Origin of the sequence: Sphingopyxis sp. (assembly GCF_051861155.1) — a bacterium.
GTDB lineage: Bacteria > Pseudomonadota > Alphaproteobacteria > Sphingomonadales > Sphingomonadaceae > Sphingopyxis.
On sequence record NZ_JBHYDE010000003.1, the window covers coordinates 345,263 to 371,665 of the forward strand.

Annotated in this window: 29 protein-coding genes and 1 tRNA gene; 11 read left to right on the forward strand and 19 right to left on the reverse strand. The window is 65.0% G+C overall.

Going from position 1 to position 26,403, the window contains the following annotated elements:
- Positions 1 to 95: 95 nt before the first annotated feature.
- Genes ACTIFP_RS07745 through ACTIFP_RS07755 form a run of 3 tightly spaced genes read left to right on the forward strand, consistent with a single transcriptional unit; the run spans position 96 to position 3,506 of the window.
- The gene (locus ACTIFP_RS07745; protein WP_439568132.1) at positions 96 to 1,499 is read left to right on the forward strand and encodes an NAD(P)H-dependent flavin oxidoreductase; all 1,404 of its coding nucleotides are present in this window, start codon (positions 96 to 98) and stop codon (positions 1,497 to 1,499) included.
- 7 nt (positions 1,500 to 1,506) lie between these two features.
- Complete coding sequence (locus ACTIFP_RS07750; RefSeq protein ID WP_439568133.1) at positions 1,507 to 2,610, forward strand: hypothetical protein; 1,104 nt, start codon at positions 1,507 to 1,509, stop codon at positions 2,608 to 2,610.
- The gene (locus ACTIFP_RS07755; protein ID WP_439568134.1) at positions 2,607 to 3,506 is read left to right on the forward strand and encodes a hypothetical protein; all 900 of its coding nucleotides are present in this window, start codon (positions 2,607 to 2,609) and stop codon (positions 3,504 to 3,506) included. The genes ACTIFP_RS07750 and ACTIFP_RS07755 overlap by 4 nt, the downstream gene beginning before the upstream one ends.
- Before the next feature lie 9 nt (positions 3,507 to 3,515).
- Here ACTIFP_RS07755 and ACTIFP_RS07760 read toward each other — a convergent pair whose 3' ends face one another.
- Positions 3,516 to 4,514, reverse strand: coding sequence for a 2-hydroxyacid dehydrogenase (locus ACTIFP_RS07760; RefSeq protein WP_439568135.1), 999 nt, complete (start codon positions 4,512 to 4,514; stop codon positions 3,516 to 3,518).
- A 126-nt stretch (positions 4,515 to 4,640) separates the two neighbouring features.
- Between ACTIFP_RS07760 and ACTIFP_RS07765 the strand changes: the two genes are divergently transcribed.
- Positions 4,641 to 5,099 (forward strand): SH3 domain-containing protein, encoded by a 459-nt coding sequence (locus ACTIFP_RS07765; RefSeq protein WP_439568136.1) that lies wholly within the window; start codon positions 4,641 to 4,643, stop codon positions 5,097 to 5,099.
- A gap of 57 nt (positions 5,100 to 5,156) precedes the next feature.
- Here the strand turns inward: ACTIFP_RS07765 and ACTIFP_RS07770 are convergent, their stop codons facing one another.
- Entirely contained in the window at positions 5,157 to 5,624 is a 468-nt protein-coding gene (locus ACTIFP_RS07770; protein WP_439568137.1) for a hypothetical protein, read from the reverse strand.
- Between the two features lie 273 nt (positions 5,625 to 5,897).
- Entirely contained in the window at positions 5,898 to 7,085 is a 1,188-nt protein-coding gene (locus ACTIFP_RS07775; RefSeq protein ID WP_439568138.1) for an acetyl-CoA C-acyltransferase, read from the reverse strand.
- 156 nt (positions 7,086 to 7,241) lie between these two features.
- On the opposite strand from ACTIFP_RS07775, the gene ACTIFP_RS07780 reads away from it, so the two are divergent.
- Entirely contained in the window at positions 7,242 to 8,693 is a 1,452-nt protein-coding gene (locus ACTIFP_RS07780; RefSeq protein WP_439568139.1) for a coniferyl aldehyde dehydrogenase, read from the forward strand.
- Positions 8,694 to 8,792: 99 nt separating this feature from the next.
- Here ACTIFP_RS07780 and ACTIFP_RS07785 read toward each other — a convergent pair whose 3' ends face one another.
- Positions 8,793 to 9,896: an AI-2E family transporter gene (locus tag ACTIFP_RS07785; RefSeq protein ID WP_439568140.1), complete on the reverse strand. Its 1,104-nt coding sequence runs from the start codon at positions 9,894 to 9,896 to the stop codon at positions 8,793 to 8,795.
- 120 nt (positions 9,897 to 10,016) lie between these two features.
- Here ACTIFP_RS07785 and ACTIFP_RS07790 point away from each other — a divergent pair.
- A tRNA-Leu gene (locus ACTIFP_RS07790) sits at positions 10,017 to 10,101 on the forward strand.
- A 112-nt stretch (positions 10,102 to 10,213) separates the two neighbouring features.
- Here ACTIFP_RS07790 and ACTIFP_RS07795 read toward each other — a convergent pair.
- Both ACTIFP_RS07795 and ACTIFP_RS07800 read right to left on the reverse strand, forming a co-directional pair.
- Positions 10,214 to 11,074: a hypothetical protein gene (locus tag ACTIFP_RS07795; RefSeq protein ID WP_439568141.1), complete on the reverse strand. Its 861-nt coding sequence runs from the start codon at positions 11,072 to 11,074 to the stop codon at positions 10,214 to 10,216.
- Between the two features lie 92 nt (positions 11,075 to 11,166).
- Complete coding sequence (locus ACTIFP_RS07800; RefSeq protein WP_439568142.1) at positions 11,167 to 12,438, reverse strand: S8 family serine peptidase; 1,272 nt, start codon at positions 12,436 to 12,438, stop codon at positions 11,167 to 11,169.
- 123 nt (positions 12,439 to 12,561) lie between these two features.
- Between ACTIFP_RS07800 and ACTIFP_RS07805 the strand changes: the two genes are divergently transcribed.
- The 3 genes from ACTIFP_RS07805 (at position 12,562) to ACTIFP_RS07815 (ending at position 14,642) form a co-directional block, all read left to right on the forward strand.
- A complete protein-coding gene (locus tag ACTIFP_RS07805; protein ID WP_439568143.1) occupies positions 12,562 to 13,050 on the forward strand; it encodes an RNA polymerase sigma factor in 489 nt (162 codons plus the stop codon).
- Entirely contained in the window at positions 13,047 to 13,748 is a 702-nt protein-coding gene (locus ACTIFP_RS07810; RefSeq protein ID WP_439568144.1) for an anti-sigma factor family protein, read from the forward strand. Before ACTIFP_RS07805 ends, ACTIFP_RS07810 begins: the two co-directional genes overlap by 4 nt.
- A 270-nt stretch (positions 13,749 to 14,018) precedes the next feature.
- The gene (locus tag ACTIFP_RS07815) at positions 14,019 to 14,642 is read left to right on the forward strand and encodes a PilZ domain-containing protein (protein WP_439568145.1); all 624 of its coding nucleotides are present in this window, start codon (positions 14,019 to 14,021) and stop codon (positions 14,640 to 14,642) included.
- A gap of 15 nt (positions 14,643 to 14,657) precedes the next feature.
- On the opposite strand, the gene aguB is transcribed toward ACTIFP_RS07815, so the two are convergent.
- From aguB to rpsD, 6 genes are all read right to left on the reverse strand, one after another.
- Positions 14,658 to 15,509, reverse strand: coding sequence for an N-carbamoylputrescine amidase (gene aguB, locus ACTIFP_RS07820; protein ID WP_439568146.1), 852 nt, complete (start codon positions 15,507 to 15,509; stop codon positions 14,658 to 14,660).
- Between the two features lie 7 nt (positions 15,510 to 15,516).
- Positions 15,517 to 16,500, reverse strand: coding sequence for an agmatine deiminase family protein (locus ACTIFP_RS07825; protein ID WP_439568147.1), 984 nt, complete (start codon positions 16,498 to 16,500; stop codon positions 15,517 to 15,519).
- A gap of 117 nt (positions 16,501 to 16,617) precedes the next feature.
- Complete coding sequence (locus tag ACTIFP_RS07830) at positions 16,618 to 18,303, reverse strand: M28 family metallopeptidase (RefSeq protein WP_439568148.1); 1,686 nt, start codon at positions 18,301 to 18,303, stop codon at positions 16,618 to 16,620.
- Positions 18,304 to 18,590: 287 nt separating this feature from the next.
- Positions 18,591 to 20,102 carry a DNA methyltransferase gene (locus tag ACTIFP_RS07835; RefSeq protein WP_439568149.1) on the reverse strand — a complete coding sequence of 504 codons (1,512 nt, stop codon included), beginning with the start codon at positions 20,100 to 20,102 and terminating at the stop codon, positions 18,591 to 18,593.
- Positions 20,077 to 20,394 carry a hypothetical protein gene (locus ACTIFP_RS07840; protein ID WP_439568150.1) on the reverse strand — a complete coding sequence of 106 codons (318 nt, stop codon included), beginning with the start codon at positions 20,392 to 20,394 and terminating at the stop codon, positions 20,077 to 20,079. Before ACTIFP_RS07840 ends, ACTIFP_RS07835 begins: the two co-directional genes overlap by 26 nt.
- A gap of 328 nt (positions 20,395 to 20,722) precedes the next feature.
- On the reverse strand, positions 20,723 to 21,334 hold the full coding sequence (rpsD, locus tag ACTIFP_RS07845) for a 30S ribosomal protein S4 (RefSeq protein ID WP_439568151.1): 612 nt from the start codon (positions 21,332 to 21,334) through the stop codon (positions 20,723 to 20,725).
- Positions 21,335 to 21,546: 212 nt separating this feature from the next.
- Between rpsD and ACTIFP_RS07850 the strand changes: the two genes are divergently transcribed.
- Positions 21,547 to 21,861, forward strand: a complete 315-nt coding sequence (locus ACTIFP_RS07850) for a chorismate mutase (RefSeq protein ID WP_439568152.1) — start codon at positions 21,547 to 21,549, stop codon at positions 21,859 to 21,861.
- Between the two features lie 52 nt (positions 21,862 to 21,913).
- Here the strand turns inward: ACTIFP_RS07850 and ACTIFP_RS07855 are convergent, their stop codons facing one another.
- Genes ACTIFP_RS07855 through rpiB form a run of 6 tightly spaced genes read right to left on the reverse strand, consistent with a single transcriptional unit; the run spans position 21,914 to position 25,375 of the window.
- Positions 21,914 to 22,141 (reverse strand): hypothetical protein, encoded by a 228-nt coding sequence (locus ACTIFP_RS07855; protein ID WP_439568153.1) that lies wholly within the window; start codon positions 22,139 to 22,141, stop codon positions 21,914 to 21,916.
- 33 nt (positions 22,142 to 22,174) lie between these two features.
- Positions 22,175 to 22,927 carry an RNA methyltransferase gene (locus ACTIFP_RS07860; protein ID WP_439568154.1) on the reverse strand — a complete coding sequence of 251 codons (753 nt, stop codon included), beginning with the start codon at positions 22,925 to 22,927 and terminating at the stop codon, positions 22,175 to 22,177.
- Positions 22,924 to 23,391 carry a transcriptional regulator NrdR gene (nrdR, locus tag ACTIFP_RS07865; RefSeq protein WP_106000489.1) on the reverse strand — a complete coding sequence of 156 codons (468 nt, stop codon included), beginning with the start codon at positions 23,389 to 23,391 and terminating at the stop codon, positions 22,924 to 22,926. Before nrdR ends, ACTIFP_RS07860 begins: the two co-directional genes overlap by 4 nt.
- A 3-nt stretch (positions 23,392 to 23,394) precedes the next feature.
- A complete protein-coding gene (locus ACTIFP_RS07870; RefSeq protein WP_439568155.1) occupies positions 23,395 to 23,613 on the reverse strand; it encodes a hypothetical protein in 219 nt (72 codons plus the stop codon).
- A 5-nt stretch (positions 23,614 to 23,618) separates the two neighbouring features.
- Positions 23,619 to 24,926: a serine hydroxymethyltransferase gene (glyA, locus tag ACTIFP_RS07875; protein ID WP_439568156.1), complete on the reverse strand. Its 1,308-nt coding sequence runs from the start codon at positions 24,924 to 24,926 to the stop codon at positions 23,619 to 23,621.
- Positions 24,923 to 25,375: a ribose 5-phosphate isomerase B gene (gene rpiB / locus ACTIFP_RS07880; RefSeq protein ID WP_439568157.1), complete on the reverse strand. Its 453-nt coding sequence runs from the start codon at positions 25,373 to 25,375 to the stop codon at positions 24,923 to 24,925. Before rpiB ends, glyA begins: the two co-directional genes overlap by 4 nt.
- 113 nt (positions 25,376 to 25,488) lie before the next feature.
- Here rpiB and ACTIFP_RS07885 point away from each other — a divergent pair, with 113 nt between their 5' ends.
- Positions 25,489 to 25,653, forward strand: a complete 165-nt coding sequence (locus tag ACTIFP_RS07885; RefSeq protein WP_439568158.1) for a hypothetical protein — start codon at positions 25,489 to 25,491, stop codon at positions 25,651 to 25,653.
- A 39-nt stretch (positions 25,654 to 25,692) separates the two neighbouring features.
- On the opposite strand, the gene ACTIFP_RS07890 is transcribed toward ACTIFP_RS07885, so the two are convergent.
- Positions 25,693 to 26,349 (reverse strand): alpha/beta hydrolase, encoded by a 657-nt coding sequence (locus tag ACTIFP_RS07890; protein ID WP_137753710.1) that lies wholly within the window; start codon positions 26,347 to 26,349, stop codon positions 25,693 to 25,695.
- Between the last annotated feature and the right edge of the window lie 54 nt (positions 26,350 to 26,403).

Genomic DNA, 26,403 nt, shown 5'->3' on the forward strand with positions numbered 1-26,403 from the left:
CGGAACCATTGACTTTCGCCGCGCGCTTCCGCTTACGGAACCGGCACGGGGACTGGCCGGAAAGGGAACGGCCGGTGGAGAGAAAGAGATTTAAAATGTTCAAAGGATTGAAGCCCATCCTTTACGGCGGACGTGAAGTCTGGCCGTTGGTCGAGGGCGGCAAGGGCGTGTCGGCGACCAACCATATGTCGAGCGGGGCCTGGGCCGCGGCGGGCGGTATCGGCACCGTGTCGGCGGTCAACGCCGACAGCTATGACGCCGAGGGCAAGATCGTCCCGCAGGTTTACAAGTCGCTGACCCGCAAGGAACGCCACGAGGAACTGATCCACTACGGCATCGAAGGCGCGGTGGCGCAGGTCGAGCGCGCTTATGAGGTGTCGGGCGGCAAGGGCGCGATCAACATCAACGTATTGTGGGAAATGGGCGGCGCCCAGCAGATATTGGAAGGCGTGCTGGCGCGGACCAAGGGCATGGTCGCGGGGGTCACCTGCGGCGCCGGGATGCCCTACAAGCTCAGCGAAATCGCCGAGCGCCACAATGTCATGTATCTGCCGATCATCAGCTCGGCCCGCGCCTTTCGCGCGCTGTGGAAGCGCGCCTATCACAAGGTGCCGCATCTGCTGGGCGCGGTGGTTTATGAGGATCCGTGGCTCGCGGGCGGGCACAACGGCCTTTCGAACGCCGAAGACCCTCTGGTCCCGCAGGATCCCTATCCGCGCGTCGCCGCGGTGCGCGAAACGATGCGCGCCGAGGGGATCGCCGACTCTGTGCCGATCGTGATGGCGGGCGGCGTCTGGTATCTGCGCGATTGGGAAAACTGGATCGACAATCCCGAGCTTGGCCAGATCGTGTTCCAGTACGGCACCCGCCCGCTGCTGACCGAAGAAAGCCCGATCCCGCAGGCGTGGAAGGATCGCCTCCGCACCCTCGACGACGGCGACGTGCTGCTGCACCGCTTTTCGCCCACCGGTTTTTACTCCAGCGCGGTGCGCACCCCGTTCCTGCGCGATCTCGAAGCGCGGTCGGAGCGCCAAATTCCTTACTCGAAACAAGAAGCGGGCGATCATATCGTCCAGCTCGACGTCGGGGTGAAGGGCAAGAATTTCTGGGTCACCCCGCATGACCGGGCAAGGGCGCGCGACTGGGCGGCCGAGGGCTATACCGAGGCGCTGAAGACCCCCGATAACACGGTGGTGTTTGTGACCCCCGACGACAAGGCGGTGATCCGCAAGGACCAGACCGACTGCATGGGCTGCCTGTCGCATTGCGGCTTTTCGTCGTGGAAGGACCATGACGATTACACCACCGGCTACCTCGCCGACCCGCGCAGCTTTTGCATCCAAAAGACGCTGCAGGACATCGCGCACGGCGGCGATCCCGAGCAGAATCTGATGTTTGCGGGCCACGCCGCGTTCAATTTCAAGACCGATCCCTTTTACTCGAACAACTTCACCCCGACGGTGAAGCAGCTCGTCGACCGGATTTTGACGGGGGATTGAGCCCAGCATGACCGGCGAGCTGCCGGCCTATACCGACGCCCATATCAAGGCGGCGCTGCTCGCTGCCGGGGCGTCGGGCACGATCTATTCGCTGGTGATGCCCGAATCCGAAGCGGCGCTCGCGGCCATCGTCGATGCGCGCCGCCGATATTTCGACATGTATCGCGAGCCATGGTCGCAAAAGCAGGACGACATGCACGTCGCCTATTTCGACAAATGGATCCAATGGTCGCGTCCGATCGTCGATTTTCCGGCCGCGATCTTTCCCTTTCGCTACCCGACCGCGGGGGCGAGCGAGGGAATATTCAAGATCATGGCCGAATATCTCGTCGCGTGCCGGCGTGACGGCAGCGATCCGTCGATCCATATATTCGACGGCGAATATGAAGGCTTTCCGGCCTATGCGGGCTCGCTTGGCATCGATGTGGTGCGCCATGAACGGGCGAACTGGCGCGATGTCCCCGCAGTATTAGGCGGGCGCGCGATGTTCTGGATCAGCCAGCCCTCGGCGATCGATGGCATGGTCTGGGACGATTTCGGCCCTTTCATCGAACGAATGGCGCGCGCGCGGCCCGATGTCGCGGTGATCCCCGACCTGACCTATGTCGGCAGCGTCGCGCGCGCCTTTTCGGTGGATCTCCACGCGCCCAACATTCCCGCTTTCGTCATCAGCCACAGCAAGCCGTTCGGCGGCTATTATCACCGGGTCGGCGGCGTCTTTTCGCGGAGCGAACTGCCGTCGCTCTTTGGGAACAAATGGTTCAAAAATCTTCAGTCGCTCGCCTGGGCTACCGAAATGATGACCCGCCACGGGGTATTCGACCTGTCGCTGAAATATCGCGCGGTGCAGGAAGAAGCGGCGCGGCGCGTGGGCCGGGCGCTCGACGTCCCGGAATTGGCGCCCGCCGATGTGATGCTGCTCGGCATCGCGCCGGCCCACGAGGGGCAGGGCGATTTGGTCCGGAACGTGTTTCGCGGCAGCGGCAATGAGCGCGTCGTGCGCCTATGCCTGACGCCCAGCATGACGTGCCTGATCGACCCGGCGATGGCGCCGCTCAGCGCGCCGTCGCTGTTGGCCCGGTGGGCGAACGAGGAGGATTTCCGCGCGTGAAAACCGACACGATCCGCCTTTTGATGCAGCCCTGTGATATCCATGACTATGTAAAGGGGCTGTGGTCGGACGGCCCCATCCGCCGCTCGCACGAAAACGGAGGGGCGGTCCACAAACTGATCGAACGCTTTGCCCGCGTCCCGCGCCTTTTTTACGAGGCATCGAACGAAAAGGCCGAATGGACCCATTTTTCGGCTTGGTGGGGCGGCATCCTGCTGTGCGATTACGCCAATCCGGTGATCCGCGATCTGCGCTATCTGCACGAAATCTATCATGCCGCGAACATGCCCCATATCGCGGCCATCAACCTCGCAACGCTCGAGGCCAAAAATTTCCGCAACGAGCGCGAGGCGAGCACCTATACCGAAATGGCGGTGTATCTGGAATTTCCCGAGCTGCGGCCGCTCACGTTCGACCACCCGATCTTTGTCGACCGCTTCCTTTTTCCCGATGGCGATTATCATAATCCCGACCCGCTGATGCTCGATCGGTGGAAACGCGAACCCGACCAGCTATTCCAGGAATTGCTCTATGCTCGGATCAGGGTCGTGCTCGCGACGGCGGACGAAATCGATCCCGACGATCCGCAGATCGTCTGGCTGCGGCGCTATGGCGAGCAGGGTGACAACTGGCTCAAAGTGTGGCGCGAGCGCTATCAGCTGGTCGAAGACGCCATGCTGACGCTCAAGCGCGACACCGCGCAGGGCGATCGCGAAGGCGCGGCGAACCGGCATCTCGACTGGCTGTTGTCCGATGCGATTGCGGAGGGGAGCGGAATTCCGTTTGCGCGGGAAGCCATCGCCTTCCGAAGCAAGTTCGACGAGCTGATCGCGCTTTATGACAACGCGATGGAAAAAGCCGATCAGACCGCGGTGAAGAACAAGCCGCTCGACTGAGCGGCCCGGTCAGGCCCAACCCTCCAGCACCTGATCGGCCGGACGATGGCCGTCGCACCAGGCGCGGATGTTGGCGATCACCTTTTCGCCCGACGCCTCGCGGCCCTCGATCGTCGCCGACCCCAGGTGCGGGAGCAGCACGACATTGTCGAGCGCGAGCAGCGCCGGGTCGACCGCGGGTTCGTGGGTGTAAACATCGAGCCCAGCGCCCGCGATACGGCCGGTCTGAAGCGCCGCGATCAGCGCCTTTTCGTCGACGATCTCGCCGCGCGCGGTGTTGATCAGATATGCGGTGGGCTTCATCGATCCGATGCGCGCCGCATTGACCATCTCGTGCGTCTCGGCGGTGTGCGGGCAGTGCAGCGTCACGATGTCGCTGATCCGCAGCAAGGTATCGACGCTCGCGTGATAGCTCGCGCCCAATTCCTCCTCGATCGCTTCGGGCAGGCGGCGGCGATTGTGATAATGGATCGACAGGCCGAAGGCGCGCGCGCGGCGAGCGACCGCGAGGCCGATGCGCCCCATGCCGATGATGCCGAGCAATTTGCCGCCGACGCGGTGGCCGAGCATCGCGCTGGGCGCCCAGCCCGCCCATTGTCCCGATCGCATTAGCTTCTCGCCCTCGGCCAATCGCCGCGGCACCGACAGGATCAGCGCCATCGTCATGTCGGCGGTATCCTCGGTAAACACCCCCGGGGTGTTCGACACCATGATTCCCTTCGCGCGTGCCGCAGACAGGTCGATATGATCGACCCCGGCGCCGAAGTTGGCGATCAGTTTGAGCCTTTCGCCTGCCGATGCCAGCACCTCGGCGTCGATCTCGTCGGTGACCGTCGGGACAAAGACGTCGCAGTCGGCGACCGCGGCCTTCAGCTCGTCCTTGGTGAAGGCGTGGTCGTGCGCCGACAGCGCGACGTCGAACAATTCGGCCATGCGCGCTTCGACATGCGGCATCAACTGGCGGGTGACGATGACGCGCGGGCGTTTCGGGCGGGTGGAATCGGGCATGGCCGCCGATAGAGCGCGCCGATGGGCGGTGGTCAAGGGGCTGCTCGCGCAAAAGCTTGTGGACGAGTGCAGCCTTTGGCGCGGTGAGCGGTTGAAAAGCCGGGGCGATTTTGACAAGGCAGACGCATGACCAGCCGAACAACTGCCCTGATTTTGCTCAGCCTTGCCGTCGTGGGACCGGCATCGGCCCAATCCGACCCGAAATTGCCCTATTGGGCGTCGATCAGCGTCGACGAGGCGCGGATGCGCAAGGGGCCGTCGCCCGACGTGCCGGTGATCTGGGAATATCGGCGCAAGGATCTGCCGGTCAAGGTCGTCGCGCGTCACGAAAGCTGGCGCAAGATCGAGGATCCCGACGGGACGCAGGGGTGGATGGCGGCGCGGTTGCTGAGCCGCACGCGCACCGCGATCGTCACCGGCGACATTCGCCCGCTGCGCGAAGAAGCCAGCGCGGCGGCGGCGGTGGCCTATCGCGCCGAACCCGGCGTCGTCGGGCGGATCACCGAATGTGGCGATGGCTGGTGCCGGTTCGACGTCAAGGGGCGCAAGGGCTGGATCCAGACCGACCATATCTGGGGCGATTGACCGGTCGCACGAAAAGGGCCGGACGGTTTCCCGCCCGGCCCTCGCAAATTCTATCGCTTAGCGCCGCCAGTTGAAGTGGTTGCGGTAAACTCTCACCACTCGGCCGTTGCGCTCGTTGACGAGCAGCAGGTCGTTGTAGTGACGCACATAGGTCAGGTTGCGACCGGCGCGCGGCACGCCCCAGCGGCTGTCATAGCTCGGACGATACGCCGGGGCGTAATAGTTCGAGCGGAGCGTCGCGCCGACGCGGAACTGCTGGTAACGGAACGGCGCGCGATAGTTCGAATAGCGACGGTCCTGGCGCCAATCCTGGCGGCTGTCGCGCAAATCCCGACGGGCGTCGCGATATTCGCGGCTTTCCTCGCGGACGTCGTCGCGGTCGCCATAACGCTGGGCGTCGCGTAGTTCGCGTTTTTCTTCACGAACGTCGCGGCGGTCTTCCCGGATCTCGCGGGTCTGGGCCTGCGCGGCGGCGGGGACCATCATCGCGGCGATCAGGCCGGCGGTGAGAAATTTGGTCTTCATGTGCCATTCCTTTCAATCGGTCAGGGGGAGGGGATCTGCCCGATGACAAACATGGAATAGGCGAGCCCGTTTGAACGATGCCGGAATGCGGCGTTTATTTTCAGGACATTAGTGTCGCAAATTGTCGCGAAGATAGCGATGGGGCGCGCGGTTGGTGCGGCCAGCTCCTGCAACCTTTCGGCGTCGTCATCGCGAGCGCAGCGAAGCAATCCAGGGCGTGAAAGCCGCTCTGGATTGCTTCGCTACGCTCTTAATGACGCGGCTTGAGCGGCCTTAGACCAGTTCGACCGCCACCGCCGTCGCTTCGCCGCCGCCGATGCACAGGCTGGCGATGCCGCGCGTCTTGCCGTGGCGCTGCAGCGCCGCGATCAGCGTCGTGATGATGCGGGTGCCGCTGGCGCCGATCGGGTGGCCGAGCGCGGTGGCGCCGCCGTGGACGTTGATCTTGTCATGCGCGATGCCCAGGTCGTGCATCGCGAACATCGCGACGCAGGCGAAGGCTTCGTTCACCTCGAACAGGTCGACGTCGCCGATGCTCCAGCCGGCCTTGGCCAGCACCTTGTTGATCGCGCCGACGGGAGCGATGGTGAAATCCTTGGGCTCCTGCGCGTGGGCGGCATGCGCGACGAGGCGCGCGACGGGCTTCGCGCCCTTGGCATCGGCGACCGACTGGCGGGTCAGGACGACCGCGGCGGCGCCGTCCGAAATCGAGCTGCTGGTCGCGGCGGTGATCGTGCCGTCTTTGGCAAAGGCCGGCTTCAGCGTCGGGATCTTGTCGGGCATCGCCTTGCTGGGGGCTTCGTCGGTATCGACGACGACATCGCCCTTGCGGCCCGCAATCGTCACCGGCGCGATCTCGGCGGCGAAGGCGCCGTCGGTGATTGCGGCCTTGGCGCGGCTGAGCGATGCCAGCGTATAATCATCCTGCGCCTGACGCGACAGCTGATAGGCATCGGCGGTATCCTGCGCAAAGGTGCCCATGGCGCGGCCCGTCTCATAGGCATCTTCCAGCCCGTCGAGGAACATATGGTCATAGGCGGTGTCGTGGCCGATGCGCGCGCCGCCGCGATGCTTCTTGAGCAGATAAGGCGCGTTGGTCATCGATTCCATGCCGCCCGCGACGATCAGGTCGACGCTGCCCGCGGCGAGCGCTTCGGCGCCCATGATGACGGTCTGCATGCCGGAACCGCACACCTTGTTGACGGTCGTCGCCTGCACCGATTTGGGCAGGCCTGCCTTGATCGCGGCCTGCCGTGCGGGTGCCTGGCCCAGCCCGGCGGGAAGGACGCAGCCCATGTAAATACGCTCGATGTCGTCGCCGCTGACGCCGGCGCGCGCCACCGCCGCCTTGACCGCGGTGGCGCCGAGGTCGGTCGCGCTGGCGTCCGACAGGCTGCCCTGCATGCTGCCCATCGGGGTGCGGGCATAGGACAGGAAGACGACGGGATCGGTGGCGGTCATGGGACAAGACTCCGTAAGGGAACAGGGTTCGGCGGCCCGATTAGCGGAATTGCTGCACTTGCGAAAGGGGCATCCGCGAGATGGGGAGCCGGTTTCATCTTGCAACCCGCCGCGGCTCATGGTCAAACACGCGCCATCAAATCAGGGAGATGGGCAATGGCAACGGTCGCAACCAATATCAGCGGTGAAACGCAGCGCATGGCGGCCGTGCTTGCGGCGCAAAAGGCCAGCTTTACCGCGGCGATGCCCGAAAGCCTGGCGGTTCGCCGCGACCGCATCGACCGCGCGATCGCGCTGCTCGTTGACAATGCCGAAGATTTTGCCAAGGCGGTGAGCGAGGATTTTGGGCATCGCAGCCGTGAGCAGACGCTGATGACCGACATCATGCCCTCGGTCAGCGCGCTCAAACATGCGAAGAAACATATGGCCGCCTGGGCAAAGGGCGAGAAGCGCAAGCCGACCTTTCCGCTTGGACTGCTCGGCGCCAAGGCCGAAGTGGTCTATCAGCCCAAGGGTGTCGTCGGCGTCGTCGCACCGTGGAATTTCCCGGTCGGGATGGTGTTCGTGCCGATGGCGGGGATCCTGGCGGCGGGCAATCGCGCGATGATCAAGCCGAGCGAGTTCACCGAAAATGTCTCGGCGCTGATGGCGCGGCTGGTGCCCGATTATTTCGACGAGAGCGAAATAGCGGTATTCACTGGCGATTCCGACGTCGGGGTTGCCTTTTCGAAGCTTGCCTTCGACCATATGATCTTCACCGGCGCGACGAGCGTGGGCAAGCATATCATGCGCGCCGCCGCCGATAATCTCGTTCCGGTGACGCTCGAACTCGGCGGCAAGTCGCCGACCTTTATCGGGCGCAGCGCCAACAAGGATCTGGTCGGCCAGCGCGTCGCGCTCGGCAAGATGATGAATGCGGGGCAGATCTGCCTCGCGCCCGATTACCTGCTCGTCGCCGAGGACCAGGAAGGCGCGGTGATCGACAGCGTGACCAAGGGCGCGGCCGCGCTCTATCCGACCCTGCTTGCGAACGACGACTATACGTCGGTGGTGAACACGCGCAATTACGACCGGCTGCAATCCTACCTCGCCGACGCGCGCGAGAAGGGCGCCGAGGTGATTGAGGTCAATCCGGGCGGTGAGGATTTTGCGAGCTCGAACGGCCACAAGATGCCGCTGCATATCGTACGCAATCCCACGGGCGACATGAAGGTGATGCAGGAGGAAATCTTTGGCCCGATCCTGCCGGTCAAAACCTACAAGAATATCGACGAGGCGATCGATTATGTGAACGCGAACGACCGCCCGCTCGGCCTCTATTATTTCGGGCAGGATAAGAGCGAAGAGGACCGCGTGCTGACGCGGACGATCTCGGGCGGCGTGACGGTCAACGACGTGTTGTTCCACAATGCGATGGAGGATCTGCCGTTCGGCGGGGTCGGGCCGTCGGGCATGGGCAATTATCACGGGATCGACGGCTTCCGCACCTTCAGCCACCCGCGCGCGGTGTACCGCCAGCCAAAGCTGGACGTCGCCGGGCTGGCGGGGTTCAAGCCGCCCTATGGCAAGGCGACGGCAAAGACGCTGGCGAAGGAATTGAAGAAATAAAGTTCAAGATTCCGTTCGTGTCGAGCGAAGTCGAGACACCCATCGTCGGCGCATGCCTTATGGGCATCTCGACGTCGCTCGATGCGAACGGAATTAGCGCTAGTCCTGCCCGGCGATCTTGATGTCCTTGCCCAGCAGCGTCTTCACATAGACCCGCTGCACCAGCACATAGACCACCACTGTCAGCGGCGCCGCCAGCAGCACACCGAGGAAACCGAACAGCACCCCTGCCGCGACCACCGCGAACAGCAGCACCGCGGGCGGCACATCGACCGCCTGTTTCTGGATCATCGGTTGCAGGAAATTGCCCTGCAACTGCTGGATCACCAGGAACAGCACCAGCGTCCACAGCGCGGTGGCGGGCGAGACGGTAAAGGCGAGTAGCACCGCGGGCAGGCCGGCGATGATCGGGCCGATCATCGGGATGACGTCGAGCAGGCCGGCGATCAGGCCGAGGCCGCCCGCGGCGGGCACCCCAAGCAGCGCCAGCCCGGCGCCGGTCAGCGCTGCGACGACCAGCGACGATACCGCCTGGCCGACCATCCACCCCTTTAGCCCGCGCGCCGCATCGCCCAGCGCCAGCTCGGCGGTGGCTTCGGCTCGGGCGGGCATCAGCAGCAAAAGCCCGCGGCGATAGGTCGCGGGATCGCTGGCAAGGAAGATCGCGGCGACCAGCACCAGCACGAAATCGGCGATGCCGCTGCCCGCCGCCAGCGCATAGCCGCCCGCTTGCGAAACGATCTGCGAGATGTCGTTGCTGCCGACCTCGGCCAGTTCGCGCACCCGCGCGCCGAGGCCGTAGCGGTCGAGAAAGGCTTCGACGCCGCGCAGCGCTTGCGGCACCTGCTCGCGGATGGTGTCGATTTCGCGCGCGAGCTGCGACCCGAACAGGATGAAGGCGCCGGCAAAGATGGCAACGATGCCCGCGACCGACAGTGCGAGCGCAAACCCGCGACTCATCTTGGTCCGGCGAACGAGCCAGCCGGCGATCGCGTCAAAGATCGCCCCCAGCACGATCGCGGCGAACACCAGCATGAAAAAGCGGGTCAGGGTGATCGCCAGCCATGCGACGCCGACGATCGCGATGACGGTCACCGCCGCCATCGCGATCCGGCCGGGCCCGAACGGCACGGCGGGAGCGGGCTTGGCGCGGGCGGCGGGGGGTGCGGAGCGGGCAGCGGCCGTCTTGGTCTTGTCGGTCATGCCCCCGTCTTATGCACGATACCGCTTATCCACTAGACTAAAACCACCTTTCTGTGGCAACGGCTCCTCCGCATCGGTCGCCCGGCGGGAATCAGTTCCCGGCTGGGGCGCCGTCCACGGGCCCCTGTGGTGAAATTGGTAGACGCGCCGCACTCAAAATGCGGTTCCGCAAGGAGTGCTGGTTCGAGTCCGGCCAGGGGCACCATCACCGATCCATTCGCTGCCGCGAACGACAAAAAAATGGCGAGCCGCGCTGCGGCCCGCCAAGGTTTTGACCGGCGTGCTTGGGGTCATCGCCGGTCGCCCCGTTCGATTGCTTACTCGGCAGTTTCCTGCTGTTCCGCGGCTTTTTTCAGCTGACCCTTGGTCATCCCCGTGACCAGCACGTCGCCCGATCCGGCGAAGCTGGCGGCGGGAAGGGTCGCGACGCGGTCGCCGACTTCGACGGTCACCGCCTGGACGACGCCGCGTCCGGTCTGGCGGAGCTCCTGGACATGGCCGATCACCTTGCCGCGCGGGTCGGTGACGGGCATGCCGGGTTCAACCGCGAACATGCCATTGCCATTCGCTGCGCCGCTGCCTGCGGCAGCAAGCTGGCCCAGGCTGCCCTGGAAGCTGCCCGCGACCGATCCGGCGCCGCTGGCACTGCCTGAGACGCCTGACAGCGCGCCGCCGGTCCGATCGCGGACAGTCCCGACCGCACCCTGTGCGGTGCCGGATACGGTCGAAGCGGTGCCCCGTGCGGTGCCGACGGCGCCGTGGGCGGTCTGGCCGACGAAATCGGTGCCGACCGCCTGGGCGTCGATGCTGCCGCTGCCCGCGGCGCTACCCGACCCATTGGCGGTGCCGCCGATGCTGTTGCCCAGCAAGTCGCCATTGCCGTTGGCCGAACCCCGGCCGTTGGCGTCGGCGCTGCCCTTGCCCTGCACACGGCCCGAACGGCGATCGACATTCGCGTCGCCGCGGCCCGAGCCGCTGAGATCGCCAGCGGAACCCAGGGTGCCGCCGATCGGGCCGGTGGGGTTGCCGAGCGTACCGCCCAGACCGCTACCAAGCCCGCCGCCCAGGCCACCACCCAGCCCGCCGCTGCCGCCCAGCAGCTGCGCCGAAGCCGGCGCCGAAAAGGTCATGGCCGACGCAGCGATTGCGAGGGCCGAAATGAAGATATGTTTAGCCATTGCTCTTCTCCTGAATTTGCGGCCCAAAGCGATGGGCCTGACAAGAGAACGATGGCGCTTGCGAATTTCTTCCGAGAAATTTCGGATCGGGGTCAGCGGCCGCCGCAGGTGCCGCAGATCAGGCCATGGCCATAGATTTTGTCGCGGCCCTTTTTGCCCAGGTCGCGCGCTTCCAGCACCAGCGCGGTAACCGCGGCGGCGATCTGGCCGGTTGCCGGCGCGGCATAGCGCTGCGCCAGCCGCCCAGCGACCAGCGGCGCGGCAAAGGAGGTGCCGCGCAGCCGATCGGTGCTGGCGCCGCCGGTGGCGGCGAGCACCCCGGCGCCGGGGGCGGCGAAATCGACATGCAGCGCGCGGCCAGCCTCGGGCAGCGCGCGATCGCGGGCATCGACACCGGTCACCGCGAAGACGCCCTTGTAGGATGCCGGATAGGCCGGCGGCGCAGCAGGGCCGTCGTTGCCGACCGCCGCGACGATCAGCATCCCCCGCTGCTGTGCCCGCGATACCGCGATCGCCAGCAGCTTATTGTCGGGGCCGACAAGGCTGATCGTCGTGACCGCGACCCCGCGCTCGGCCAGCCAGCCGAGCGCGCGCGCGATGGCGCTGGCGTTGCCGCCCGCCGGATCGCTGCCATAGACGTCGGCGGCGGCGAGGCGTCGTCCGGGGGCGGCGCCGCGCACGGTGCCGTCGCCGATCAGCAGCGATGCGACCGCGGTGCCATGGCGGCTAGCGGCGGGGGCGCCGCTGGCAAAGCCGCGCTGTTCGACGCGGCCGGCGACCGACGGGTGCGCCGCGACGCCGCCGTCGATCAGTCCGAGCGGCGCGCCAGCCGGTGACGCGGGCGCGCTGGCCAGCGTTGCGGCGGGCAGCGTGCCGCCCGGCCCGCTCGCAAAATAGAGATGGTCTGCATCGATCGCGGCATCGGGCAGGCGCTTGGCGAGGCGTTTTTGCGCGCGCGCCAGGCTTTGCCCCCGCGGCACCGCAAAGCGCGCAATGTCGAGATCGAGCCCGGCAATCCGCTCGCGGTCGATCAGGGCGAAGCCGTCTTGCTGCGCGCGGGCGATCATCGCGTCGTTTATGCCAGTCGCGACCAGCACCCCGCGCACCGCGGGCTGGCCATAGCGGTCGGGCTCGACACGGTCGCGGCGGTCGCGCAGCAGGCCGGTGATCCGATCGATGCGCGCCTGCGCCAGCGTATCGCCGACGGCGATCAACGGCTCGGCGCCGATGTCGGGCAGCGACGGCAGGTTGCGGGCCGCATCGGGCAGCTGGACCGACGGCACCGCGATCTGCGCATCGACGCGCGCCGCCATGCCGATAATCAGCAGCGATATTGTCAGGGTCAGGGTGATCAGAACGCGCATCGAGTGTCCTTGTTTCGGTCGGATCGGTAGGCGGCGATCCGGACTGTTCGAAAAATTTAGCATGTCGCGGAAGAAACGATAGGGTGGTGTCGTTTCTTCCCCGGCAACGATGAAAAGGCGATTATGCGCTTCGAAGAGGAACTGGTGGCATTGTTACCGCGCTTGCGCCGGTTCGCGCGCGGTCTGGCGCGCCACCCGAGCGACGCCGACGATTTGTGCCAGGCCGCCATCGAACGCGCGCTGAAATCGCGCGGCCAGTGGCAAGAGGGAACGAGACTGGATAGCTGGATGTATCGCATCACCCGAAATATTTGGATCGACGAGCGCCGCGCCGCCGGTCGCCGCGGCATTCATAGCCCGATCGACGACGCCGCGACGCAGATCGCGGGCGACGGCGCGGCCGAGGTCGAGGCCGGCGCGCTGCGCGGCGACGTCGACGGCGCGATGGCGCGGCTGCCCGACGAACAGCGCGAGGTGGTGATGCTCGTCCTGGTCGAAGGCTATGCCTACCGCGAGGCCGCCGACATATTGGAGGTGCCGATCGGCACCGTCACGTCGCGGCTGGCGCGCGGGCGCGAGACGTTGATGCACTATCTGGGAGAGGCAGCATGAGCGTGGACCCGGACACCATCGCGGCCTTTGTCGATGGCGAACTCGACGATTTGACCGCGCGCCGCATCGAACGCGAGGCCGCAAACGACGCCGCACTGGCGGCCGAAATCGCGCGCCACCGCGCGCTGAAAGCCCAGCTGACCGCGCATTATGCGCCGATCGCCGAGGAAGCGGTGCCCGAACGGCTGCGCGCGCTGTTGGCCGGCGCGGACACGGTCGACACCAGTTTGAGCGACCGCCGCGCGGCGAGGCGGGCGCGCTTTGAACCCATCCACTGGGGCGCGCTGGCGGCCTCGCTGGTGCTCGGGCTGACGATCGGGCTGCGGCCATGGCTGCCCGCCGCCGATGTCGCGAGCGACAATGGCGTACTCGTCGCGTCGGGGCCGCTGGCCGATGCGCTCGACACCCGGCTGGCGTCGAACCAGCCCGCCGATGCCGCGGTGCGCATCGGGCTGAGCTTTCGCGACCGCGACGGACGGTATTGCAGAAGCTTCGAAAGCGCCACGATCGACGGCATCGGTTGCCGCGACGATGATCGCTGGCAGCTTGAACGCACCCAGCACGGACAGGTGCGGGGCGATTACCGGCAGGCGTCGGCAGGCGAACTCGCCGCCGCGGCCGCGGCGATGATGATCGGCGAGCCGCTCGACGCCGACGCCGAGCGTGCGGCGCGCAACGCCGGATGGCGCGCGCGATAGCGGGTCTTTGCCCGCAATACTCCCACTTTGGCGCTTAATGTCGCCATCCTGGCACCGTTAAAATGTGCAAAATATGAAGTTTATTCACCGTTGACGATCAAGCTTGCGTTAGACTTAGCCACAGTCGTTGGATTTGGATTAACCATGATCTGTAATAGCGTTGAATAATAATGAGTTTTCCGGTACGAGCGACAAGCTTGATTTGCGTATTTGCGGCATTGATCGCGACTTGTCGTTTCCGTCTCACGCTGCTCCGATAAGGTGGATGACATGAATCAACATCGCTTGTCCGACCCGGCGGAGGAGCAAGATATTGCCGCCGCCGCGACCGATCGCCGTGGCGCCGATCGTTACCGGACGGTGTGGCGCATCGCCAAGGTTGTGCGCAACGGCGATGCCGGACTGTGGCGCGTCCGCAATATGTCCGATCGCGGCATGATGCTCGCCGCCGATGTCCCGGTTCGTGTCGGCGAAGCACTGGAAATTTCCCTATCCGACACGGTTACGCTGCGCGGCCGTGTGGTGTGGTCGAATGACGGGCGCTGCGGCGTGGCGTTCGACAAGGAAGTCGACGTCGCCGACGTGCTCAAGCAGCTCGCCGCCGAACAGCGCGCGACGGGCTATCGCCAGCCGCGCCTGCCGGTGCACAGCCGCGCGCAGGCGGTGACCGACGAGGGCACGGGCAATATCGAACTTGTCGACCTGTCGCAGCATGGCGCGGGTTTCCTCCACGACGGCCATTTCGACGTCGGCAAGGAGCTCGACCTGATCTTGGCGGGCGGGGTCAAGCGCCGCGCCATCGTGCGCTGGTCGCGGGCCGGGCGCGGCGGGCTGTGGCTGACCCAGCCGCTCGATCGCGCCGATCTGGAAAGCATCCGCCGCTTCGAAAGCTGACGCCGCTTCGCCCGATCAGATGTCCTCGACCAGCCGTCCGTAAAGCTGCGGGCGGCGGTCGCGGAAAAACCCCATGCCGGCGCGATGCTTCGCAGTGCGATCAAGGTCGATCGTTTCGACCAGCACCCCGGTTTCGCTAGCGCCGAACGCCTGCGTCAAATCGCCCCATTCGTCGCTGATGAAGCTGTGGCCATAGAAATTGGCGTCGCCCTCGGTCCCGATGCGGTTGGCGGCGATCACCGGCATGCAGTTCGACACGCTATGCCCCTGCATCGCGCGCCGCCACATGCGGCTGGTGTCGAGATCGGCGTCATAGGGCTCGCTGCCGATCGCGGTCGGATAGAAGAGGAGCTCGGCGCCCATCAGCGCCATCGCGCGCGCGCATTCGGGATACCATTGGTCCCAACACACCCCGACACCGATGCGTGTGCCGAAGACATCCCACACCTTGAATCCGGTATTGCCGGGGCGGAAATAATATTTCTCTTCATAGCCCGGCCCGTCGGGAATGTGGCTCTTGCGATACGTCCCCATGATGTCGCCGTCGGCGCCGATCATCGCCAGCGTGTTGTAATAATGCGGCCCGTCCTTCTCGAAGAAGCTCGTCGGGATCGCGACCTTGAGCTTCGCGGCGAGCGCCCGCATTGCGACGACGCTCGGATGCTCGGCGGTCGGGCGCGCCGAGGCGAACAGGGCCTCATCCTCGACTTGGCAGAAATAGGGGCCTTCGAAGAGTTCGGGCGGCAGGATGATCTGCGCGCCTTGTCCCGCGGCGTCCTCGACGAGCGCGGTGACCGCGTCGATATTCGGCTGGACGGGGCCGGGCAGGGGCAGTTGCAGGGCGGCGACGGTGATCGTGCGGGTCATGGGTGCGCTATGCCGGAAGCTGCTGGCTCGAGCAATGGAAGCTGCCGCCGCCGGCGATGATACCGCGTGCGGGGACGCCGATGGCGCGGCGACCCGGAAAAAGCGTCGCCAGCGCATCGACCGCGGCCTGATCGTTCGCGGCGTCATAGGTCGGCACGACCACGACGCTGTTGCCGATGTAGAAATTCATATAGCTCGCCGCCGCGATCTCGCCGTCGATCTCGATCCGGCCGGGCGAGGGGAGGTCGACGATCTCGACCCCACCGAACGCCGCGGTTCGCGCGCGCGCGTCGGCATAGATATGCGCGTTGGGATCGTCATGGCCCGCCGCAATGGGCAGCGCGAGGCGGCCCTCGCCGACGAAGCGCGCCAGATTGTCGACATGGCCGTCGGTATGGTCACCGACCAGCCCGTTACCGAGCCACAGCAGCCGGTCGATGCCCAGCGACTGGTGCAGGCGTACCGATATGTCCTCGCGCGTCAGGGCGGGATTGCGGTTGCTGTTGAGCAGGCATTCTTCGGTGGTGACGCACAGCCCCGTGCCATCGACGTCGATCCCGCCGCCTTCGAGTACCCAGTCCTGATCGTCGACCGGAAGGCCGCTTTCGGCCGCGAGCGCGGCGCCAACCTCTTGGTCACCCGGCATGACGAACTTCTCGCCCCACCAGTTGAATTCGAAATTGCGAGCGCGGCGTGCCGCACCGGTTCCGGCGATGATCGGCCCGGTATCGCGCAGCCAGATGTCGCCGAGTGGTTGGACGAGGATGCGCACACCTGGATCGACGAGCGCGGCGGCGATCTCCGCCTGCCGCGCGTCGTTTACCACCAGCCGCACCTCTTCGCCGCGTCCGCCATCGTGGACGGCGTTGGCAAAGGCAGCGACATCGCGCCGCGCGGCGTCGATCTGCCCCGACCATTCTTCGGCAAGGTGCGGAAAGCCGATCCACACCGCTTCGTGCGGTGCCCATTCGGCGGGCATGCGTAGGGTCATGGGGTCGATCGTCCTCAGTTCTTAAACCTCGTCATCGCGAGGAGCGAAGCGACGCGGCCATCCAGCGGTAGCGTAAGCCGCTCTGGATTGCTTCGCTTCGCTCGCGATGACGATATTCTATTTCGCGGCGCCGCGCGACTTGTCGCGGGCGGCGCGGAATTCGTCGCCTTCCATCCAGTTCGGCCAGGCGTCGGTCATCGCCAGCATGCGGCCCGCGGCGTAATAAAGGCGCAGGTCGGCCATCATCCCGCCCCAGTTGGTGATCGCCTCATATTCGTCGCCGGGTGCGTGATAGCGGTTCTTTTCATAATCTTCGGCGGCCTTCTTGCCCGCCTCGACCCCGCCCTCGACCAGGTCGTCGCCGCTGCCGAAGTTGAACATCGGCACACCCAGCTTGGCAAAGCTGAAATGATCCGAGCGATAGTAGAAGCCCTTCTCGGGGGTCGGTTCGTCGACGACGGTGCGTTTTTCGGCGGCCGCGATCTTGGCCAGATAGGCGTCGAGTTCGGACTTGCCGCGGCCAACGACGACGATGTCCTTCGCCGGGCCGACCGCGTTGAGCGCGTCCATATTCACCCCGCCGACGGTCTGCGCGAGCGGGAAGACCGGGTTTTCGGCATAATATTTCGACCCGAGCAGCCCCGATTCCTCGGCGGTGACCGCCAGGAACACGATGCTGCGGTCGGGCGCGCCCGCCTTTTGGAAGGCCTGCGCCAGCGTCACCAGGCCCGCGATGCCGCTCGCATTGTCGACCGCGCCGTTGCAGATGTCGTCGCCAGCGACCGGCGTGCAGCGGCCGAGGTGATCCCAATGGCCGGTGTAGAGGACATATTCGTCGGGCCGCTTGGCGCCCGGCAGCACGCCGATGACGTTGCGCGACATCTTCTTCGAAATCTGATTGTCGAAGCCGAAATTCGCCTTCACGCCCGTGAATGCCACGGGTTTGAAGCCCTTTTTGCCCGCGGCGGCGCGCAGCTTGTCGAAATCCTGCCCGGCGCTGGCAAATAGCTCTTTCGCTTTCGGAAGCTGGATCCAGCCGTTGGCGACGGTCTGGTCGGCGCCGCCATCCTTGCTTTCGGCGAGGTAATTGGTGCCGGTGTTGCTCGATTCGACGACGTTCCAGCCATAAGCGGCGGGTTCGGTGTCATGGACGATCAGCACCGCGGCGGCGCCCTGCCGCGCGGCTTCCTCATATTTATACGACCAGCGGCCGTAATAGGTCATCGCGCGGCCGTTGAATTCGCCCTTGGCTTCGGGTGTCTGCCAGTCGGGGTCGTTGACGAGGACGACCACCGTCTTCCCCTTCACATCAAGGCCCGCATAATCGTTCCAGCCCTTTTCGGGGGCGTTGATGCCATAGCCAACAAACACGACATCGCTGTCCTTGACCGCGGTCGTCGGCTGGACGCGATAGCTGAACGCCACATAATCCTTGGCATATTGCGCGGTGACGGGCGCCTTGCCGCCGGTAAAGGTCAGCGGCGTCGCATTTTTCGCGGTAATTTCGACCAGCGGCACATCCTGCGTCCAGCTGCCGTTATTGCCGGGTTTCAGCCCCGCTTCCTGATATTTCTTGATGATATAGGCGACGGTCTTTTCCTCGCCCGGGGTGCCGGGGGCGCGGCCTTCATAGGCGTCGAGCGACAGTTCCTTCGTCACCTCCTGCAACGTCGCGAGCGACAGTTCGGGGATCTGGACATCGGGCAGCGCGGGGGCGGTCGCCGCGTCCTTGTCGGTCGCGTTGCACGCGGCGACGGAAAGAAGGACGGCGAAAGCCGCGGCGGCGCGGGGGAAGCGAAGCATGGAAAATGTCCTCGGAAAGTTTCATTTGCGACGAACGGGCTTGTGCCAGCGCGGGGGAGGGGATGCAAGGGTGGGGGGATGCGCGTCCGGAACTGTGGAAACGCCGCTCTCGGGCCAAACAGGACATTTATTGCATTGTCATCCTGAACTTGTTTCAGGATCCATGGTCCGCCGTTTCCTTGGGCGCTGCGCCGGACGAGAGATCAGGTCATGGATGCTGAAACAAGTTCAGCATGACGAGATTTGAAAGGCAGCACATCACGGCAAAGCCGCCGCCGCTCGCTCCGCTACAGCAAACTCCCCTGCCGCCCTTCGTTCGCATCGGCGCGCCCAGCCTTCTTATACCCCGCCTGCCGGTCCAGCATCGGCACCTTGGGCCGCAGGCCCGCGAAATACTCTGCCAGCGTGTATATTTGCAGGCGCGGATAGGTCTGCTGCGTGCCGGGGTCGGTATAGACCCCCGCCGCCGCCGCCTCGCGCTCCATCTCGCGCGTCGGCTGGATCACGCACACGAAAATGCCGATGTCGGCCTTCTCGCGCTCCATCACGCCTTTCAGGTCGCGGACCATCGCCACCCCGACGCGCTGCCCCGCCTTGACCGAGATGATCGCCGCCTCGGTCGATGATTTGCCCAGCGTGTCGCCCGTCTTGGTGAAATAGATATAACCGTCGATGCCGCGATCCATGCCCTTGCGCCCACCCTGGAACGGCTGGCCGCCGATCGCCTGGGTGATCCAATATTGGAACTGATGCGGTTCCTCCGCCGCCAGCCGCAGCGCGCTGTCGGTGTCGTTCGGCGTGCCGATCACCTCATAATAGAGCGCGTCGCCATAACGATCCTGCATCCGCCGCTCGATCAGGCCGATCGACAAATGGGTGACGTCAATCCCGATCCATCGCCGCCCCAATTTCTGGGCCGCATCGACCGCGGTGCCGCAGCCGCAGAAGGGATCGAGCACGACATCGCCTTCGTTCGATGAGGCGGCGATGATGCGTTCGAGCAGCGCGAGAGGTTTTTGGGTAGGGTAGCCGAGGCGTTCTTTCGCGACGGGCGCGATTATCGGAATAGACCAAACTGCGTTCATAGCGACGCCTGCTGAATCTTCATCGACTTCTAAAGTTGGATTTCGTTTGCCTGCATCGTCAAATGTAACCTTTTGAACTTTTCCCTTCCAACGCTTCATGGAACTCGCAGTTGGCGGTTCCAGAAGGGTATTGAAGGTCTGTGTGCCGTCGGATTTGGCATAGAATAGAATCACATCGTGCATCCGCTGGAACCGGTTTGCCTTCGTCGGCCATCGACGATAACTCCAGATGATCTCATTCTGGAATGCGCCCCCGCCAAATACCCCATCCAGCAACAGCTTCAGATAATGGCTCGCGGTCGGGTCGCAGTGCAGATACAGCGACCCCGTCGGTTTCAGTACCCGGTGCAATTCGATCAGGCGCACCGCCATCATGGCCAGATAGGCCATCATGTCATTCTCTTTCAAAAACCCGCGCATCGCGCGGAGCAGTTCGGCAACGTCGGTGTTGCCGCTGGTCATCACATCATGAAAGGCCAGTTCGGACTTGTCATTCCAATGCCAAGTGTCTTCGAACGCTTCAATTTGTGACGTAGATTCAATGGCTTGTGATCCATTGCGGGGGGGGGGGGGGCGGCCCCCCCACTTGAAGAGAATGTTGTAATTGGCGTTCGAATTGAACGGCGGGTCCAGATAGACCAGATCGATCGTCTCGCTGCCGATATGATCGCGCAGCACATCCAGATTGTCACCATAATAAAGCCGGTTCGTCATGCCGTCTTGTGGCGGGCGGCGGCGCCGACTGCAAGCGGGGAACTGCACCACTACGGCGCAGGTCGATGATCTGTGAAAAGCGCTTTCCTATAATTTTCCGCCATGCTTCAAACTGGTGGATGACGACCTTCTGTTTCCCCGATCCACGCGGCGCTCCCGCCGGTTTACCCGCTGCACCGTGCGAACTGCGCTGGAATGCCGCCCGCGCACCACGAATCGCGCGTGAAGTTGCGCAGTTTTGCGCGGTTTTTGCGCCGGGAAGCGAGGCCAAACAGAACAGGCCGGGGCGCATTCAGGCGTGGACGGCGGCTCTGCGGTGGCAAGCGGTCACCCAATTTCGTCATGCTGACCTTGTTTCAGCATCCCTGGCCCGAGCTCTTGTTCTACGCCGCGTCGAAGGAAAAGGCAGGCCATGGACCCTGAAACAAGTTCAGGGTGACGAGATAAGCGATGTCGGCTGCTCGCCGCGCACCTCGAACATCAAATCGCGAGTGAAGTTGCACAGATTTCCGCCACTTTCCAGCGGCGGCCCAGACCGCCAGGGCGCATCGATACCCGAACGAAAAAGGGCGGCCCGTTGCCGGACCGCCCCTTTGCGATATGGTGGAGGAAAACCCCGATCAGCGCGAATAGAATTCGACGACCAGATTCGGTTCCATCTTCACCGGATAGGGCACTTCGTCGAGCGTCGGGACGCGGACGTAGGTCGCCTTGGTGCCGTCGATCGCCAGATATTCGGGCAGGTCGCGCTCGGGCAGGCTCTGCGCTTCGGCGACCAGCGCCATTTCCTGCGCCTTCTTGCCCAAGGTGATTTCGTCACCCGGCTTCACCAGGCGGCTGGCGACGTTGCACTTCACGCCGTTCACATAAACGTGACCGTGGCTGACCAGCTGGCGCGCCGAGAAGATCGTCGGGGTGAATTTCGAGCGATAGACCACCGCGTCGAGGCGGCGTTCGAGCAGGCCGATCAGATTCTGGCCGGTGTCGCCCTTCATGCGGCTGGCTTCGAAATAATTCTTCTTGAACTGCTTTTCGGTGATGTCGCCGTAATAACCCTTGAGCTTCTGCTTCGCGCGCAGCTGGATGCCGAAATCCGACACCTTGCCCTTGCGGCGCTGGCCGTGCTGGCCGGGGCCATATTCGCGGCGGTTGACCGGGCTCTTCGGGCGACCCCAGATGTTTTCGCCCATCCGGCGGTCGAGTTTATACTTGGCGCTCTGGCGCTTCGACATATGTCGTCTCCAATATGCTGTGTGCCGAAGGATTTCGGCGGTTCCCGGGTCGCACCATATGGGCAAGAGCCATATGCGACCGCCGCTTCACCGGGGTGCGGGGTCCATTGCGAAGGCGCGCGGTTAGACGGGAGGCGGCACAAAGTCAAGCGTGACGGCGCGGGCCGGACGGTGCCTCGACAGCATCGCAAAAACCGCTAAAGGCAGCGCGCATGACTGCTGCCAAATCTCCCGAACATTGCGAAACCATGACCGACGTGCGCGCCGGGGTCGACGACGTCGACCGCCAGCTCGTCGCGCTGCTGGTCCGCCGGTTTGGCTATATGGACGCCGCCGCGCGCATCAAGAGTGATCGCGCCACCGTCCGCGACGAAGCGCGCAAGGCCGAGGTGCTCGACAATGTCGCGCGCGAAGCCGCGGCCGCGGGGCTGTCGCCCGCACGGCTGCGCGCGGTATGGGACGAACTGATCGAGCAATCGATCGCATATGAAGCGGCCGAGTGGGATCGCATCCGCGCCGACGGCTGACGCCCCGATCGAGCCGCCGCCGCGGGCCTGGCCAGCGGCGGCGTTAGCTGAATTATTTGTCGCCGTTCAGCCGCTTGCTGATCGAATCGGCCTGACGGTCCCAGTCCTCCTGCGTGCGGCATTCGCGCTGGGGCAGGCGGCTGCCGGTGTCGGCGATGCGGCGGCAGACCAGCTTTGGCTTGGTTTTTTCGGGTTCGGCAGCGGTTTCGGTCGTCGGCTGTGCGGCGGGGGTTTCGGCGGTCGCTGCGGAAAGGGCCAGCGACATCATCAGGGTAAGCATGGACGATTTGACTCCAGGGAGGGGATGAGCCTGTTATCGCGCTCGCGGCTTTCTGCCAAGACTGGTTATGATCCCGTGCATCATCCTGATATCATTGTGCGACCAGCCGGTCTTGGTCAACGCGGTGCGCAGCGTGCGGAGCGTCGCCTCGGTACGTTCGGGCGGTGTGAAATAGCCGCTGGCGTCTAGGTCGCGGACCAGATGCTGGATCAGCTCCTCCAGCTCGGCATGCGGCGCCACCGGATCCAGCGGCACCTCCGGCGGGCTTGCCAATGCCACGCCTCCCTCGGCTTCGCCCGGGGCATGCTTCGACCATTCATAGGCGAGCAGGATCACCGCCTGCGCCAGGTTGAGCGATCCGAATTTCGGATTGATCGGCACCGTGACGATATTGTGCGCGAGCGCGACATCGTCGGTGTCGAGACCCGATCGTTCGGCACCAAAGATATAGGCCGAGCGCCCGGCGTCGGCATGCACCGCGCGCGCTGCGGCTTCGGGGGTCAGCACCGGCTTGTTGACGCCGCGCCGCCGCACCGTGGTGGCATAGATGGTGGTGCAATCGGCGACCGCCTCGGCCAGGCTATCGAACACCCGGGCTTCGGCCAGCACGACATCGGCCCCCGCCGCCGCCGGCCCCGCATCGGGATTCGGCCAGCCATCGCGCGGGGTGACCAGCCGCAATTCGGTCAGCCCGAAATTGAGCATCGCCCGCGCTGCCTTGCCGATATTTTCACCCAGCTGCGGACGGACGAGGACGATAACCGGGAGAGGGGCGACGGCCGTCATTTCGACGGCCGCGCCGCCTCGGTGATCGACGAAGCAAATTCCTCGAAATCCTTGGCCTCGGTGAAGTCCCGATAGACGCTGGCAAAGCGGATATAGGCGACATTGTCGAAGCCCTTCAGCGCTTCCATTACCATCGCGCCGATTTGTGCCGCCTGCACTTCATTGTCGCCCGATGTTTCGAGCTGGCGCTGGATGCCCGACACCAGTCGTTCGATCCGCGCCCCGTCGATCGGGCGCTTGCGGCACGCGATCTGGACGCTGCGCATCAGTTTTTCGCGATCGAACGGCTCGCGTCCGCCACCGGCCTTGAGCACCGCGACGTCGCGCAGCTGGATCCGTTCGAATGTCGTGAAGCGCGCGCCGCAATCCTCGCACTGGCGGCGGCGGCGAATCGCGGCGCCGTCCTCGGTCGGACGGCTATCCTTCACCTGGCTGTCTTCATGGCCGCAATAGGGACAGCGCATGGGTTAGCGACGCACCCGCATCAGCAGCGCAATCGCGGCGCCTGCGAACAGTCCGACCGGCCAAGTGATCGCGTCGAGCAGCAGGCCGACCGCCGCGCCGACGCCGCCGCCGACCAGCACCGGGCGGGTCGACGGATGCGCCATGCCCTGCTTGGCCATCGCCTTGACCTCTTCGATCGTCAGCTCGGCCAGCGTCGGTTCCTCGGGATGTTGCCGGGCCATCGGCGTCAGCCCTGATAGATCGGAAAGCGTTCGCACAGCGCGCGGACGCGGCCGCGCACATCGGCCTCGACGTCGGCATCGCCGTGCTCGCCCTTGTCGCGCAGCGCTTCGAGCACGTCGGCGACCATGTCGCCGATTTCCTCGAACTCGGCGATGCCGAAGCCGCGCGTCGTGCCGGCGGGCGATCCGACGCGGATGCCGCTGGTCTTGACCGGCGGCAGCGGATCGAAAGGCACGCCATTCTTGTTGCAGGTGATCGCGCTGCGCTCCAGCGCCTCGTCGGCATCGCGGCCGGTAATGCCCAGCGGGCGGAGGTCGACGAGCGCCAGATGGGTGTCGGTGCCGCCCGCGACGATGTCGGCGCCGCGCGCCTTCAGCCGCGCCGCCAGCGCCTGCGCGTTGGCGACGGTGGCTTTGGCATAATCCTTGAAATCGGGGCGCAGCGCTTCGCCGAACGCCACCGCTTTCGCGGCGATGACGTGCATCAGCGGGCCGCCCTGCAGGCCGGGGAACACCGCCGAATTGATCCGCTTGGCGATCGCTTCGTCATTGGTCAGGATCATGCCGCCGCGCGGGCCGCGCAGCGTCTTGTGCGTCGTGGTGGTGACGACATGCGCATGCTCCATCGGCGAGGGATGCGCGCCGCCGGCGACGAGGCCCGCGAAATGCGCCATGTCGACCATCAGCAGCGCGCCGACATCGTCGGCGATGGCGCGGAAGCGCGCGAAGTCGAGGGTGCGCGGATAGGCCGAGCCACCCGCGATGATGAGCGCCGGGCGATGTTCCTTGGCCAGCGCCTCGACCTGGTCGAAATCGACCAGATGGTCGTCGGCGCGGACGCCATATTGCACCGCGTTGAACCATTTGCCCGACATCGCAGGCGGCGCGCCATGGGTCAGGTGACCGCCAGCGTCGAGGCTCATCCCCAGGATCGTCGCGCCGGGCTTGGTCAGCGCCAGCATCACCGCGCCGTTCGCCTGCGCGCCCGAATGCGGCTGGACATTGGCAAAGCCGCAATCGAACAGCTTTTTGGCGCGGTCGATGGCGAGCGTTTCGACCTCGTCCGACGGCGCGCAGCCCTGATAATAGCGGCGGCCGGGGTAACCCTCGGCATATTTGTTGGTGAACACGCTGCCCTGCGCTTCCAGCACGGCTTTCGAGACGATGTTTTCGCTTGCGATCAGTTCGATCTGATATTGTTCGCGTTCGAGCTCATGCTTCATCGCCGCGGCGACCGCGGGGTCCACAGTGCCGACGCCGTCGGTGAAATAGCCGGCCGATTTGATGGGCTTGTCGAGCGTGTTGGTCGTCATCGGCTGGTCTCCAGTTGAGGCGGATTCGATAGTTTATCGACGCGGCGCGCGTGGCGATCGCCGGCGAAGTCGGTGGCCAGGAAGGCGGCGAGGCACGCCTTGGCCATGTCGATGCCGGTCAGCCGCGCGCCCATCGCGATGACATTGGCGTCATTATGCTCGCGCGCCAGCTTGGCCGACAGCGGTTCGGACACCAGCGCGCAGCGCGCGGCGGGGTTGCGGTTGACCGAGATCGAGATGCCGATCCCCGATCCGCACAGCGCGACGCCGCGCTCGGCGCGGCCCGCGGCCATCGCTTCGCCCAGCGCATAGCCATAATCGGGGTAATCGACGCTGTCGGGCCCGTTGGTGCCCAGATCCTCGACCGCATGACCTTCGGCACGCAGCCAGTCGGCGAGCAGCGCCTTCAGTTCGTAAGCGGCATGGTCAGAGGCAATCGCGATGCGCATCGGCGCGGCTCCCGCTTGGGTCAAGGGAATCGATGAGCGCGCTTTAGGCGAAGCCGCGCGGATTGGCCATAAGCGAGGTGGCAAATTTGTGACGCGGCCGATAAAGCCGCGGCATGTCCGACACTGTCATATCCGTGCTGATGCTCACCGGGGTCGTTCTGACCGGCGGCGCTGCTTATGTGTTTCGTAACGGCGACAAGCGTCGCGCGCTGCTGATGCTGGTCGCGGCGCTGGTGATGTTCGCCAATGTGGCGGTGTGGCTGGTGCCGGTGAAATAGCTCTTGTCGCCCCCGCTTTTGCGGGGGCTACAGGCAATATCATCGGATCGGCGAATCGGGCGCGAGCCGCATATCCAGATAGTTATCGAGCGACTTCATCAACTGGTCGAGCTCATGCTCGAAGAAATGGTTGGCGCGCGGGATTTCGTCGTGATGGATCGTGATACCCTTTTGGGTGCGCAGCTTGTCGACCAGCTTTTGCACCGCGACCGGCGGCACGATCTCGTCCTGCCCGCCCGCGACGATGATGCCCGACGAGGGGCAGGGGGCGAGGAAGCTGAAGTCGTACATGTTCGCCGGCGGCGCGACCGACAGGAAGCCGCGGATTTCGGGGCGGCGCATCAGCAATTGCATGCCGATCCACGCTCCGAAGCTGAAACCTGCGATCCACGTCGTCTGCGCCTCGGGATGGATCGACTGGACCCAGTCGAGCGCCGACGCGGCATCGGAGAGCTCGCCGATGCCATTGTCGAACGTCCCCTGGCTGCGGCCGACGCCGCGGAAGTTGAAGCGGAGCACGGCGAAGCCGCGCGCGACAAAGCTTTTGTACATCGCCTGGGTGATGCGGTCGTTCATCGTGCCACCGCCCTGCGGGTGCGGGTGCAGGATCAGCGCAACCGGCGCGCGCGGGCGCGGCGGCGGCGAGAAGCGGCCTTCGATACGGCCCTCAGGGCCGGGGAAAATCACGTCGGGCATGGGAGCACCTCTTATCTTTTATGGCTGGCCGCCGAATCGCCGGGCTGGCGGGGT